We start from the raw sequence: 14,701 nt of genomic DNA, 5'->3' as shown, positions 1-14,701 counted from the left end.
CGCTCATCTGATTGCCGGATAGCGACGCGAAGCATCTTATCCGGCCTACGGACGGGTACTGTTTTGTGACTGCCGGATAGCGACGCGAAGCATCTTATCCGGCCTACGGGCGAGTACTGTTTGTAGGCCGGATAAGCGCCAGCGCTATCCGGCATTTTTTATAATGCCTTCTCTTTTCTGGATTTCTCTTCGTTAACCGTTTCAGCATCAGGCGGCTTCCTTGAGCGAAATGCGTGATGGTGGTATCGTTTAGCGCTTTTTAAAAAATATCGACAACCTTTGAGGGGATTTTCGTAATGCGTATTATTCTGCTTGGCGCTCCGGGCGCGGGTAAAGGAACTCAGGCTCAGTTCATCATGGAGAAATATGGTATTCCGCAAATCTCCACTGGCGATATGCTGCGCGCCGCAGTGAAATCAGGCTCCGAGTTGGGCAAACAGGCGAAAGATATCATGGACGCCGGTAAACTGGTGACCGATGAACTGGTGATTGCGCTGGTTAAAGAGCGTATCGCCCAGGAAGACTGCCGTAACGGTTTTCTGCTGGACGGTTTCCCGCGCACGATCCCGCAGGCTGACGCGATGAAAGAAGCGGGTATTGTGGTGGATTACGTGCTGGAATTCGACGTACCGGACGAACTGATCGTTGACCGTATTGTGGGTCGTCGCGTACACGCCGCCTCTGGCCGCGTTTACCACGTAAAGTTTAATCCGCCGAAAGTGGAAGGCAAAGATGACGTCACCGGCGAAGATCTGACCACCCGTAAAGACGATCAGGAAGAGACCGTTCGCAAACGTCTGGTGGAATATCATCAGATGACCGCGCCGCTGATTGGCTACTACCAGAAAGAAGCGGAAGCGGGCAACACCAAATACGCTAAAGTTGATGGTACGCAGGCCGTTGCCGACGTGCGCGCAGCGCTGGAAAAAATCCTCGGTTAATTTTTTCGCGTAGTGAACCGCTTATCAGGCCTGCCATTATCCCGCAGGCCTGATAAGCGTAACGCCATCAGGCAATCGGTGCCGGATGCGGCCTGAACGCCTTATCCGGCCTACTGGCATCGTTAGCGCCATTCGGCAAATTCTCGTCTTACCTCTCGCAGCAATTAGTTCTTCTTTATCACTTTTCCGCTACAATTATCAACAATTTGAATAGATAAGAGGCGGCAATGCGTCAGACGAAAACCGGTATCCTGCTGGCTAACCTTGGCACGCCAGATGCCCCAACTCCCGAAGCGGTAAAGCGCTACCTGAAACAATTTTTAAGCGACAGACGCGTGGTGGATACTCCTCGTCTGCTGTGGTGGCCGCTGCTGCGTGGCGTTATTTTACCGCTGCGTTCGCCGCGCGTCGCGAAACTCTATCAATCTATCTGGATGGATGGCGGTTCGCCGCTCATGGTATATAGCCGCGAACAGCAACAGGCGCTGGCCGCGCGGTTGCCAGACACGCCCGTCGCGCTGGGGATGAGCTACGGTTCGCCCTCGCTGGAAAGCGCTGTCGATGAACTGTTAGCAAGCGACGTCGACCATATCGTCGTGCTGCCGTTGTACCCGCAATACTCTTGCTCAACGGTGGGCGCAGTCTGGGACGAACTGGGGCGGATACTGGCGCGTAAACGTCGTATTCCCGGTATCTCATTTATTCGCGATTACGCGGATGACGGCGCTTATATCGATGCGCTGGCGAAAAGCGCGCGTGAGTCGTTCGCCAGACACGGCGAGCCGGATGTGCTTCTGCTCTCCTATCACGGCATTCCACAACGTTATGCGGATGAAGGCGATGACTACCCGCAGCGCTGTCGCGATACCACGCGCGAACTGGTTTCCGCATTGGGACTGCCGCCGGAAAAGGTAATGATGACGTTCCAGTCGCGCTTTGGCCGTGAACCGTGGCTGACGCCGTACACCGATGAAACGCTAAAAATGTTGGGTGAAAAGGGGACTGGCCATATTCAGGTCATGTGTCCGGGATTTGCCGCGGATTGTCTGGAGACGCTGGAAGAGATAGCGGAACAGAATCGCGAGATCTTCCTTGAAGCGGGCGGTAAAAAATATGCGTACATTCCGGCGCTGAACGCGACGCCGGAACATATTGATATGATGCTGAAACTCACGGCGCCGTACCGTTAACGCGGCGTCTTCATCCTCGCCATAAAGAAGCGTGCGCCGTCCTGCAAGGCATCGTCGGCGATTGTCATCATTCGCGAATAGTGCAGAAAGGCGTGCAGTGTGCCGGGATACATTTTGTATTCGCAGGGCTGCTGGTGCGCCTGTAATGTCTGGTGCAGCAAGCGGCTGTCATCAATGAGCGGATCAAACTCCGCGCTGGCAATAAAGCAGGGCGGCACATCGCGCGTGAGATCGTTATTAAACAGACAATACCAGGGCGATTCCCGATCTTCTTCGTTACGCAGATAGGCCTTTTCGTACATGTCCAGATCTTCACGCGTCAGGCCGTCCCACGCGCCGCCGAACAGACGGCGGCTTACCGAGTCCTGCAACCCATACAGCCCATACCACAACAGAATCGCGATAACGTTACCGCAGCGAATGTGCTTATCACGTAGCCAGAGCGCGCTGGCAAGCGCCAGCATGGCGCCTGCGGAATCCCCGGCGAAACCGATTTTCTCCACGTTGAGCGAGTATTCATCGGCATGTTGAGAGAAGTAGCTGCATACCGCGACGGTTTCTTCGATGGCCTGCGGATAACGCGCTTGCGGCGACAGCGAATAATCAATACCGATCACGGTGCAGCCGGTATAACGCGCCAGCAGACGCATTATCCGGTCATGCGTATCCAGATTACCGAGGATAAATCCGCCGCCGTGCAGATAGTATAAGGTGGCCTGGCTGGTCGGCTGCGGCGAGTAGAGCCGGGTTGTTACATCGCCATAAGGCGTAGGGACGACGCAGGTGCGGGTGGTCATGGACGGCGCGTCGGCATTCCAGAAACGGCGCTCAAGAAGATAATACTGACGCTGGGTCTCAATATCGCCATCGGCAGGCCAGGGAGGAAGGTCTGGTTGCTGGAAGTTTACGACGGCTGTCATTTCGTCTGACAGTCGGGTGAGTACGGGAATTTTATTTTCCGGCTTCATAAAACGCTCCTTGTGAAAGTGAACCATTGTAAAAAACGCGGCCGGAGAAACTGCGATCTCGTCGTCCGATATTGAAACGCCATCGTCCGTCGCGCGCAGCGGGGGGAATGTGCTACCATGCAGCGCTCCGTTATTCATCCGTAAGCACAATCATGAAATTTCCCGGTAAACGTAAATCCAAACACTATTTTCCCGTCAATGCGCGTGACCCGTTGTTGCAACAAATTCAGCCAGAACAGGAAACCAACGCCTCCTGGGTCGTCGGTATCGACCAGACGTTGGTGGATATTGAGGCGAAAGTGGATGACGATTTTATTACACGCTATGGATTAAGCGCCGGGCATTCTCTGGTGATAGAAGACGAGGTGGCGGAGAAGCTGTATCAGGAACTGACGCGGGAAAATCTGATCACCCATCAGTTTGCTGGCGGCACCATAGGCAATACGATGCATAATTACTCGGTACTGGCGGATGACCGTTCGGTGTTACTGGGCGTGATGTGCAGCAATATTGAGATTGGCAGCTACGCTTATCGCTACCTGTGTAATACTTCCAGCCGTACCGACCTGAATTATCTGCAAGCCGTAGATGGCCCGATTGGCCGCTGTTTCACGCTGATTGGCGAATCCGGCGAGCGTACCTTCGCTATCAGCCCCGGCCATATGAATCAGTTACGGGCGGAAAGTATTCCGGAAGCGGTGATCGCTGGCGCTTCCGCGCTGGTGTTGACCTCATATCTGGTGCGCTGTAAGCCTGGCGAACCGATGCCTGACGCGACGATGAAAGCGATCGAATACGCGAAAAAGCATAACGTGCCGGTTGTCATGACGCTGGGCACCAAATTTGTGATCGCCGATAATCCGCAGTGGTGGCAGGCGTTTCTCAAAGAGAATGTCTCGATTCTGGCAATGAACGAAGAAGAAGCGGAAGCGCTGACCGGCGAAAACGACCCGCTGCTGGCGGCGGATAAGGCGCTGGACTGGGTCGACCTGGTGTTATGCACCGCCGGGCCGATAGGGTTATATATGGCGGGCTTCACCGAAGAGGAAGCAAAACGTAAAACCCAGCATCCGCTGCTGCCAGGGGCTATTGCTGAATTTAACCAGTATGAATTTAGCCGGGCAATGCGCCATAAAGATTGTATTAATCCGCTGCGCGTTTATTCGCATATTGCGCCGTATATGGGCGGGCCGGAAAAAATCATGAACACCAACGGCGCGGGCGATGGTGCGCTGGCGGCGCTGCTGCACGATATTACGGCGAACAGTTACCATCGTAGCAACGTACCGAACTCCAGTAAGCACAAATTCACCTGGCTGACCTATTCGTCGCTGGCGCAGGTGTGTAAATATGCTAACCGTGTCAGTTATCAGGTACTGAACCAGCATTCTCCGCGTCTGACACGCGGGCTGCCGGAGCGTGAGGACAGCCTGGAAGAGTCGTACTGGGATCGCTAATCTGTCTTGCCCGATGGCGCTGCGCGCATCGGGCCGTCCGGCAAACCCTTAACTGGCGACGACTTCACCTGCGGGCGGCGTTTCAAGCAGTTCCAACATCGCCCGGGCAATTTCTCGCTCGCCCATCACTACCTGATTGGCTCCCCGCTCGGTAATATATTTCACTTCATCATCATAGTGCGCGCGGGCGATTATCTCGATATCAGGACTTTTTTCTCGCGCTGAGGCGACAATCTCGCCGGCTTCGTAACCGTTGGGGATGGTCAACAACAGCCAGCGGGCGCAGTCCAGATGCGCCAGATTCATGATTTCTTCGTTAGCGGCGTTGCCCAGCACGGCGCGAATCCCGCGTTCGCGCAGCTCATCCACGCGGGTACGGGACGTTTCGATAACCACCAGCGGAATCCCCGCCGCCAGTAATTTTTCTCCCAGCAGACTGCCTACGCGGCCAAAACCCACCAGCAGGGCATGATTACAGATATCCACCGGAATTTGCTTCTCTTCTTCGATAGCCTCTTCCAGAGTTTGCTCTTCCAGCGTTTCGGTTTTCGCCAGATACTTCTCCAGCAGGGTAAACAGTACGGGATTAAGCATAATCGACAAAATAGCGCCTGCCAGCACCAGGTTCTGTCCCGCTTGCGGCAGCAGGTTGAGCGCCATGCCGAGTCCGGCGAGAATAAAGGCGAACTCGCCGATTTGCGCCAGGCTGGCGGCAATGGTCAGCGCGGTTCGCGGCGAGTGGCCGAACATACGCACCAGGAAAAATGCAGCGATCGATTTGCCAAAGACGATAATAGCAAGCGTCGCCAGCACCGCCAGCGGCTGTTGAATCAAGACTAACGGATCGAACAACATGCCGACGGAAACAAAAAACAGGACGGCAAAGGCGTCGCGCAGCGGCAACGTATCGTGCGCCGCCCGGTGACTCAGTTCCGACTCATTAAGCACCATTCCAGCGAAGAACGCGCCCAGCGCAAAAGAGACGTCAAACAGTTCTACCGCGCCAAACGCAATGCCTAACGCCAGGGCCAGTACGGAAAGGGTAAATAATTCGCGCGAGCCGGTGGCGGCGCTGCGGGCCATAATCCACGGCACCAGGCGGCGTCCGACTAGCATCATGATGGCGATAAACGCCACCACTTTACCAATGGTTATCCCCATATCGACTGCCAGCGAGGCTATGCCGACATCGCCTTTTTCCACCATGCCGGCAACGGCGGGCAGCAAGACCAGCGTCAGCACCATCACCAGATCTTCGACAATCAGCCAGCCGATGGCGATTTGCCCGCGCTGGCTATCAAGGAGTTGTCGCTCCTCAAGCGCGCGCAGCAGGACGACGGTACTGGCGGTAGACAGACAGAGCCCAAAAACGATGCCGGTCATTAATGACCATCCCAGCACGGCGGAAAGCGCCATACCCAGCAGCGTCGCCACCGCTATCTGAGCGACAGCGCCGGGAATGGCGATAGACTTTACCGCCATCAAATCCTTCAGCGAAAAATGCAGCCCGACGCCGAACATCAATAGAATCACGCCGAGCTCCGCCAGCTCCGGCGCCAGTTTGGTATCCGCAACAAAACCAGGGGTAAAAGGTCCCGCCAGAACGCCCGCTAACAGATATCCCACCAGTGGAGAAATACGCAATTTGTTGGCAATCATGCCGAGAATAAAAGCGAGCACAAGGCCGCCGACAATGGTGGTGATAAGCGGGGTAGCGTGATGCATTCCGTCTCCTTTGGTTGCTGGACTCCAAAACTCCGGGTAATAGTTTATGACAATTTCAATCAGGATGTTTATAAAAAATGGTTGTGTTTTATAAAAAGATACGATCTGAAGGCAAAAAGAGCACGGAACGTAAAAGTGATAAGTATGGGATGGACAAAGCAAGATGGCATCAGGATGTACAGGCGGTTAAAGCGTACCTTTAACCGCCATAAAATCATGCTTTATGTCGATTATCAGGTAAGAATATGGTCAGTATCCCCAGAAGCGGCAGGAAAGCACAGATTTTATAAACTAAATAGATACTGGTATGGTCGGCAATCAGCCCCAACACCGCTGCGCCCAAGCCTCCCATTCCGAAGGCAAACCCGAAAAACAGGCCGGAAACCATACCGATGCGTCCTGGCAGCAGCTCCTGGGCATACACCAGAATGGCGGAAAACGCCGACGCGAGAATAAAGCCGATAATCACCGTTAAAATCCCCGTCCAGTACAGCGTGGCGTAGGGTAAAACAAGGGTAAACGGCGCGACGCCGAGAATAGAGCCCCAAATCACATATTTTCTGCCGATTTTATCGCCCACCGGCCCGCCGATTACCGTCCCGGCAGCCACCGCAAACAGGAAGGCAAACAGATGGAGCTGCGCGTTTTGTATTGATAATCCGAATTTTTGCATCAGATAAAAGGTGTAGTAGCTACTGATGCTCGCCATATAAAAATATTTCGAGAAAATGAGTAGCAATAACACGCTGACCGCCAGCACGACCTTATTGCGCGGCAGCGGGTTAGCGATTATCGCTTTTGGCTTGCCTTTCGCTATCCGGTGCTGGGCTGCATACCAGCGGCTGATCTGCGCCAGCACCACGATCGCCAGCAGCGCGGCCAGCACAAACCAGGCGACATTCCCTTTGCCATAGGGCGCGATAATCACGGCGGCCAGCAGCGGGCCCAATGAACTGCCGAAGTTTCCGCCGACCTGGAAGATAGACTGCGCCAGACCATGACGTCCGCCGGAGGCCATGCGCGCCACGCGGGACGATTCCGGGTGAAAAACGGACGAGCCGGTACCCACCAGCGCCGCAGCGAGCAATACGCCGCCAAAACTTCCCGCCATTGCCAGCAGTACCAACCCGCTCAGGGTAAAACACATGCCGACAGGCAGCGACCACGGCATGGGATACTTATCCGTCCAGTAGCCGACGACCGGTTGCAGTAGCGATGAGGCGAGCTGGAACGTCAGGGTGATCAAACCTATCTGGACGAAGGTCAGCGAGAACTCCGCCTGCAACAGGGGATAAATGGCTAAGATTAGCGACTGGATCATATCGTTCAGCAGATGGGAAAGACTGATCGCGCCCAAAATACCAAACGAAGTACGTGCTTTAGCGGCCGCTGCGGGCGCGCCGGCTAACGGCTGGGTTGGTTCACTCATGGCCATAGAAAGTCACTTAAATTTTATGCGATGTTGGAGATAGTAGGATGTGTAATTATTACTTGCCTAACATACCTGTGAAATGTGTTTGAAGGAAGTCTCAATTCTGAAAACATATTTGTCTATTATTGCAAGGAAAGGTAATTTCTGCGGTTGATATTGAGTCAGGGAGAGAAAGATGAAATTTTTGAAACGGGGTGTGGCGCTAGCGTTACTGGCGGCGTTCGCGCTGACGACTCAGCCTGCACAGGCTTACGAAAAAGATAAAACCTATAAAATTACTATCCTGCATACCAACGATCACCACGGTCACTTCTGGCGCAGCGAATATGGCGAATATGGTCTGGCGGCGCAAAAAACGCTGGTGGACAGTATCCGTAAAGAGGTGGCGCAAGAGGGGGGAAGCGTCCTGTTGTTATCCGGCGGCGACATTAATACCGGGGTGCCGGAATCCGATCTCCAGGATGCGGAGCCCGATTTCCGCGGGATGAATCTGATTGGCTACGACGCTATGGCCGTCGGTAATCATGAGTTTGATAACCCGCTCACCGTATTGCGCCAGCAGGAAAAGTGGGCGAAGTTTCCCTTTCTTTCCGCCAATATTTATCAAAAAAGTACCGGCGAGCGTCTGTTTAAGCCGTGGGCTATTTTTACACGCCAGGATATAAAAATCGCGGTAATTGGCTTAACCACCGATGACACGGCGAAAATAGGCAACCCGGAATATTTCACCGATATTGAGTTTCGTAAACCTGCTGAAGAAGCAAACGTGGTGATTCAGGAACTTAATATGAATGAAAAACCGGACGTGATTATCGCGACCACGCATATGGGACATTATGACAACGGCGATCACGGTTCGAACGCGCCGGGCGACGTTGAGATGGCGCGTAGCCTGCCTGCCGGTTCGCTGGCGATGATTGTGGGCGGTCACTCACAAGACCCGGTATGCATGGCGTCGGAAAATAAAAAACAGGTGAATTACGTACCGGGAACGCCCTGCGCGCCGGATAAGCAAAATGGTATCTGGATCGTGCAGGCGCATGAGTGGGGTAAATATGTGGGCCGCGCGGATTTCGAATTCCGTAACGGCGAGATGAAAATGGTTAACTACCAGCTTATTCCGGTAAATCTCAAGAAAAAAGTGACCTGGAATAACGGGAAAAGCGAGCGTGTACTTTACACGCCGGAAATCGCAGAAAATCCGCAAATGCTCTCGTTATTAACGCCGTTCCAGAATAAAGGTAAAGCGCAACTGGAGGTGAAAATTGGTAGCGTGAATGGCCTTCTTGAAGGCGATCGCAGTAAGGTCAGATTTGTCCAGACCAATATGGGACGGGTGATTCTGGCTGCGCAGATCGCGCGCACCGGCGCCGATTTTGGCGTGATGAGCGGCGGCGGTATTCGCGACTCGATTGAGGCGGGAGATATTACCTATAAAAGCGTGCTCAAGGTACAGCCGTTCGGCAACATTGTGGTGTATGCCGATATGAGTGGCAAAGAGGTGGTTGATTATCTCACCGCCGTAGCGCAGATGAAACCGGACTCCGGCGCTTATCCACAGTTCGCCAATGTGAGCTTTGTCGCCAAAGAGGGCAAGCTCACCGATCTGAAAATCAAAGGCGAGCCTGTTGATCCGGCCAAAACCTACCGCATGGCGACGCTGAGTTTCAACGCCACGGGCGGCGATGGTTATCCGCGCATCGATAACAAACCGGGATACGTGAATACCGGGTTTATTGACGCGGAAGTGCTGAAAGAGTTTATTCAGCAAAATTCACCGCTGGATGCGGCGGCGTTTACGCCAAAGGGTGAGGTGAGCTGGCTGTAGCGGTACGGATAGCCATTTCTGCCTGATGGCGCGCAGCCTTAAGGCCTACGGATTATGTCTGCTGTAGGCCGGATAAGGCGTTTGCGCCGCTATCCGGCAATGTATTTTACGCAGGCTTAATCCCGACGCGCGATATCAGCGAATTTAGCACCCAGTATGGCGGCCAAATCGTCAGCCGCCAGTTCAATATCCAGCCCGCGTTTACCACCGGAAACATAAATAGTGGCAAACGCGCGGGCAGGCGCGTCAATCAGTGTGGGCAGCCGTTTCTTCTGTCCCAGCGGACTGATCCCGCCGACCAGATATCCCGTGGTGCGTTGCGCCACCATCGGGTCGGCCATATCGACCTTTTTCGCGCCCAGAGCTTTGGCGACTTTTTTCAAATCCAGCTGCCCGGCTACAGGCGTCACGGCGACGGCCAGTTGCTTCATCTCGCCATTCACGGCGACCAAAAGCGTTTTATACACCTGATCGGCGTTTAGCCCGAGCTTACGCACCACTTCATCGCCAAAGTTAGTTTCATTCGGATCGTGATCGTAGGTGTGAATGTTAAACGGAATCTTGTTTTTTTCGAGTAACTTAACTGCGGGTGTCATAACGTTCCTTCTTACTACAGACGTGATTTGCCATCAGCATACGCCCGAAAGCGGACTAAAAAATAGTATAATCTTGTGCATTAGGTCTTGGCAGTTGCGGCAACTTTGAGCGACAATCTGAAGATCCGAAGCGAAAGCGTCGGGATAATAATAACGATGAAATTCCTCTTTGACGGGCCAATAGCGATATTGGCCATTTTTTTATTTCAATATTTGCGGTAGGTTGCCTTCGCCGTACAGATGTAGCGCCCCTACGGCTACCACGTAGCGTCCCGGCGGCAGTGCCAGCAGCGCGTCGCGCCAGGCTTCATTGCGTTTCACCATCAGTACATCATACAGCGGTTGGCTAAACGTTCTGGGGAGCGAAGCGCCGACGCTGGTCGGCGGCTGTTCAAGCCACCAGCCGATCATCACCTGCAAAAGCCGTGCGTTGGTGTGCCAGTGCGTCAGCGTGTCGTCGAGCAGCGCCATCCCGCCATCGGGCAGATCGCAGAGTAGTTCGAGCTGGTGTTTCGCCCCTTCCAGCTCTTGCACCGGCAGCGACACTTCGCGGGCAGCCTGTAATAGCTGATAATCAATGCCATAGTCCGGGCGCAATCCCAGCCGTTGCGCCTGCGTGGCCTGTAGCACCATAGCTATCTGCCATAAAGGTTGATTATCAAAATGGATCAGCGGCATACCCAACTCGCTGACCCGTTTTTCCAGTGCGCTTAGCTGCCCGGCGCTGAGACGTTCGACCAACGGCGGACATTTGGGGAGATTGCTGAATGGCGTTTCGTTACCGGAAATATCCGCTTCAACGACCAGCGCGTCGGCCTGGCGTAGCTTTTTCACCAGCTTTGCTGGAAGAGGAGCCATATCGCGCGTCCCCATATGAATACTGCCAACCAGATGCAGATGACGACCGCCGGGCAGGGAGAGATCGATAGCAGGCCAACTATTTGGGGTACCACGCAGCGCGCGCCATAAACGTTTAAGTTGATTTAATAGCTCCATACGCGCTCCCTTTGAAAAAGCTCATGCTAGCGCGTTGGAGAAAAGGGCGCAATGCGCCCTGACTGGAGGTCAACGATCAGTCGGGTAGTTCGCTGCCGTCGAGATAGGCCGTTCTGGCGATGGTCATTTCAAGCTGGCATGTATAAATACTGATGCGCTTTTCAGCAGGTAAGGCCTCGGATTTTGCATCGCTAAGTTTGCCGCACTGCTGCTCTTTTTTGGTCACCCAGACTCGCTGCTCTTGTTTTAATGCCGTTCGGGCAGAGGCGGGTAGTGAATTCCAGACCTGATTAAGCTCGCGATCTCTACTCTCAAATTTCTTTGCTGCGATTTCAATCAGTGAGCTATTTTTTTTCTTTATGAGGTTATCACCAGATACCGTCATTCTTGCCATTACATAAATAGACCACGCCAATTTATCGGTTTTTTTCACCGGGGTGACGACAATATCTTTGTTGTTGTCAGCAAGCTGGATATTGTAGTTAACCTCTTTCCAGGTCACCGTATTGTTTATTACCTGTCCATTCCCTTGTGAAATATAGAATAGAGTATCTGGTAAGTATTTAATTACTTTAAACAATGACTGAGGAATACCCATGGCGACGGTAGCCGAGCAAATTCGTAGGTTGGCATTTTCTGATTGAGGATTTTGCGTTATTACATCACTGAATTGAACATGAATAGCCCGGAGTTGCTGCTCGTACTGAGTCTGGGGGATATCGAAGAAAAGCGTGGAAGGCGCTTTAATATAGTCTTGCTGTAAACGACCTAATGCTTCATTGTAAATCCACTCTTTTGCCGCCGTGACTGCATTATCATTGCCACATTTTAACTCTGGAGTGGAATCAAATAATCCTGCATAACTAACTGCGGGAGAAAGCAGGAAAAGAAGCGTAACTGCTTTTCTAAACATAAATAACACATCCTTATGATTCAAAAAAACATTATAAAATGTTGTTTTTTATTTTTCTACAGGATGTGCGGTTAAATTTTTATATATTGATACGGTAAATTACTGATGGCTTAATAATATATCAGGCAGCTAATGCTGCCTGACAGGACTTTTTACGCTTTCGGTTTAAAGCGCAATAGCCGGTTGGCATTGCTCACGACGGTAATGGAAGACAGCGCCATTGCCGCACCCGCTACTACCGGGTTTAACAAGGTACCGGTAAACGGCCACAGAATACCGGCGGCCACCGGGATACCAATGCTGTTGTAGATAAATGCGCCAAGCAGGTTTTGCTTCATATTGCGCAACGTCGCGCGCGAAATGGCCAGCGCATCCGCCACGCCCATCAGACTATGGCGCATCAGCGTAATCGCCGCGGTTTCAATCGCCACATCACTGCCGCCGCCCATCGCGATACCGACGTCCGCCTGCGCCAGCGCGGGCGCATCGTTGATACCATCGCCGACCATCGCAACCTGACGACCCTGGCTTTGCAGACGTTTAATCGCATCGGCTTTGCCATCCGGCAGAACGCCCGCAATCACTTCATCAATACCCGCTTCTTTGGCAATCGCGTTAGCCGTCGTTGGGTTATCCCCGGTGAGCATTACCAGACGGTATCCGGCGTTGTGCAGGCGTTCAAGCGCGGCAATACTATCGCTGCGCAATGGATCGCGTACCGCCAGTAACGCCGCCGCTTTACCGTCAATCGCCAGCAGGACCGGAGTAGAGCCTTGCGAGGCCTGCGCGGTGATTTCCGCCGTCATATCATCCGTGGCGACGTGCTGTTCGTTCAGCAACGCCTGGTTCCCCAGAAGCAGTTGATGACCTTCCGCTTCACCGCTGACGCCCAGTCCGCGCAGCGTTCTGAAACCGTTCACCTGAGGCAGTTTATCGTCGCCGGCTTTTTCCAGAATCGCATGGGCCAGCGGGTGGCTGGAGCCTTGTTCGAGCGCGGCTGCCAGACGTAATGCCTGAGCTTCCTCAACGCCGTTAAAGGTTTTTACCGCCACCACTTGCGGCTTGCCTTCCGTCAGCGTCCCGGTTTTATCAAAAACGAGGGTATCCAACGTACTGGCGCGTTGCAGGGCATCGGCGTCGCGTACCAGCACGCCGAATTCGGCAGCGCGGCCTACGCCGGAAATAATCGACATTGGCGTCGCCAGGCCTAATGCGCAAGGGCAGGCGATAATCAGTACGGTGGTGGCGATGACCAGCGTATAAACAATTTGCGGCGCCGGCCCGAAGAAATACCAGATAGCGGCGCTGAACAGCGCAATGGCCACGACTACGGGAACGAATACCGCAGAGATTTTATCGGCCAGTTGGCCAATTTCCGGTTTACTGCTTTGCGCCTGGCGTACCATGCGAATAATGCGTGACAGCGTGGTATGACTGCCCACCGCGCTGGCGCGGAACAGGACGCTGCCGTCCTGGACGACGGTACCGGCATGAACGCTGTCGCCTTCGCCTTTTTGCTGCGGAATGGGTTCGCCGGTCAGCATGGCTTCATCAAGCCAGGCTTCGCCCTGGGTAATTTCGCCATCCACCGGCACGCGATCGCCGGTAGTGAGCCGCAGCAGCATCCCTGGCTGAACGTCCGCCAGCGGGACGCTTTTTTCGCCGTCTTCTGTCACGACGCGTGCGGTGGGCGGGGTGAGATCGAGTAATTTTTCCAGCGCTTTTGAGGAACGCTGACGGGCGCGCGCTTCCAGCATGTGTCCGAGATTAATCAGACCGATAATCATCGCGCTGGCTTCGTAATAGAGGTGCCGCGCTTCCATCGGGAACCACTGCGGCCACAGGTTGACGCTCATGGAGTAGAGCCAGGCGACCCCGGTGCCGAGCGCCACCAGCGTATCCATCGTCGCCGTGCCGTTCAGCAGGCTTTTCCACGCGTTACGGTAAAAATGACCGCCCGCAAAGACCATCACCGCAAGCGTGATCAGGCCAATAGCCAGCCACAGGCTGCGGTTGTCGCCGGTCACCATCATGTTATCGCCGATCATCCCCCAGACCATGACCGGTATACCGACCGCCAGAGCGACGATGGCCTGCCAGCGAAAACGTTTCATGGTGGCGATGGCGGTTTCCTGCTGGCGCTCGCGGCGTTTGATGTCATCTTCAATCGCCTCTGCGCCGTAGCCGGCTTTTTCCACCGCCTGCACTAAATCAGCGGCGGACGCGCTGCCCATCACCAGCGCAGTGCGTTCCGCCAGGTTTACCCGTGCCTGCGTGACGCCCGGTACGCTTTGTAGCGCATGTTGTACGCGGGTGACACAACTGGCGCAGCTCATGCCGCTTAACAGCAACTGTTGGCTTTCTTCATCGGCCGTCGCTACCGGAAGCTCATGAGGAACCGCTGCCAGTGCTTCCGACGGGATTGATGACTCCGTCAGCGGTTTAGCCTTTGGGTGGCTTAACGTCGCGCCATACCCGGCTTGTTTGATGGTTTCAATTAACGCGTCCGCACTGGCGGTACCGGTAACGTGCGCTTCGGTTACGGTGACGTCCGCCAGCTCAACATCCGGACGTTGTTCAAGACTTTCTTTCACGCGTTTAACGCAATGACCGCAGGACAAACCGTCCAGGGTCAGGTCGATAGTTTGAGACATA

At 54.0% G+C, this 14,701-nt stretch carries 11 protein-coding genes; 4 read left to right on the top strand and 7 right to left on the bottom strand.

Features of this window, described 5'->3' with window-relative positions:
• The first annotated feature begins 296 nt into the window (after positions 1 to 296).
• Together adk and hemH are read left to right on the top strand one after the other, a co-directional pair.
• Positions 297 to 941 (top strand): adenylate kinase, encoded by a 645-nt coding sequence (adk, locus tag ACLJRE_RS15410; protein WP_001220237.1) that lies wholly within the window; start codon positions 297 to 299, stop codon positions 939 to 941.
• A 227-nt stretch (positions 942 to 1,168) separates the two neighbouring features.
• Entirely contained in the window at positions 1,169 to 2,131 is a 963-nt protein-coding gene (hemH, locus tag ACLJRE_RS15405; RefSeq protein WP_001250078.1) for a ferrochelatase, read from the top strand.
• On the opposite strand, the gene aes is transcribed toward hemH, so the two are convergent.
• Complete coding sequence (gene aes, locus ACLJRE_RS15400; protein WP_023212903.1) at positions 2,128 to 3,099, bottom strand: acetyl esterase; 972 nt, start codon at positions 3,097 to 3,099, stop codon at positions 2,128 to 2,130. The two genes, hemH and aes, sit on opposite strands and share 4 nt — an antisense overlap.
• Positions 3,100 to 3,251: 152 nt before the next feature.
• On the opposite strand from aes, the gene gsk reads away from it, so the two are divergent.
• Entirely contained in the window at positions 3,252 to 4,556 is a 1,305-nt protein-coding gene (gene gsk, locus ACLJRE_RS15395) for an inosine/guanosine kinase (protein WP_000671592.1), read from the top strand.
• Positions 4,557 to 4,604: 48 nt separating this feature from the next.
• Here gsk and ybaL read toward each other — a convergent pair whose 3' ends face one another.
• The gene (gene ybaL, locus ACLJRE_RS15390; RefSeq protein WP_000546202.1) at positions 4,605 to 6,281 is read right to left on the bottom strand and encodes a YbaL family putative K(+) efflux transporter; all 1,677 of its coding nucleotides are present in this window, start codon (positions 6,279 to 6,281) and stop codon (positions 4,605 to 4,607) included.
• A gap of 214 nt (positions 6,282 to 6,495) precedes the next feature.
• Complete coding sequence (locus ACLJRE_RS15385) at positions 6,496 to 7,716, bottom strand: MFS transporter (protein ID WP_001251593.1); 1,221 nt, start codon at positions 7,714 to 7,716, stop codon at positions 6,496 to 6,498.
• Between the two features lie 172 nt (positions 7,717 to 7,888).
• Between ACLJRE_RS15385 and ushA the strand changes: the two genes are divergently transcribed.
• Positions 7,889 to 9,541, top strand: a complete 1,653-nt coding sequence (gene ushA / locus ACLJRE_RS15380) for a bifunctional UDP-sugar hydrolase/5'-nucleotidase UshA (RefSeq protein WP_001642907.1) — start codon at positions 7,889 to 7,891, stop codon at positions 9,539 to 9,541.
• 116 nt (positions 9,542 to 9,657) lie between these two features.
• Here ushA and ybaK read toward each other — a convergent pair whose 3' ends face one another.
• The 4 genes from ybaK to copA all read right to left on the bottom strand — a co-directional run bounded on the left by ybaK (position 9,658) and on the right by copA (position 14,700).
• Positions 9,658 to 10,137: a Cys-tRNA(Pro)/Cys-tRNA(Cys) deacylase YbaK gene (gene ybaK / locus ACLJRE_RS15375; RefSeq protein ID WP_023212904.1), complete on the bottom strand. Its 480-nt coding sequence runs from the start codon at positions 10,135 to 10,137 to the stop codon at positions 9,658 to 9,660.
• 201 nt (positions 10,138 to 10,338) lie between these two features.
• Positions 10,339 to 11,133, bottom strand: coding sequence for a TraB/GumN family protein (locus tag ACLJRE_RS15370; RefSeq protein WP_023212905.1), 795 nt, complete (start codon positions 11,131 to 11,133; stop codon positions 10,339 to 10,341).
• Between the two features lie 76 nt (positions 11,134 to 11,209).
• Complete coding sequence (locus ACLJRE_RS15365) at positions 11,210 to 12,046, bottom strand: lysozyme inhibitor LprI family protein (RefSeq protein WP_023212906.1); 837 nt, start codon at positions 12,044 to 12,046, stop codon at positions 11,210 to 11,212.
• Positions 12,047 to 12,198: 152 nt separating this feature from the next.
• Positions 12,199 to 14,700, bottom strand: coding sequence for a copper-exporting P-type ATPase CopA (gene copA / locus ACLJRE_RS15360; protein WP_000083913.1), 2,502 nt, complete (start codon positions 14,698 to 14,700; stop codon positions 12,199 to 12,201).
• Position 14,701: the final 1 nt, after the last annotated feature.

It is taken from the genome of Salmonella sp. SAL04157 (genome assembly GCF_046551635.1).
GTDB lineage: Bacteria > Pseudomonadota > Gammaproteobacteria > Enterobacterales > Enterobacteriaceae > Salmonella > Salmonella enterica.
The sequence above is the reverse complement of the archived record's forward strand: the minus strand, read 5'-3'. Positions and strand labels throughout refer to the sequence as shown.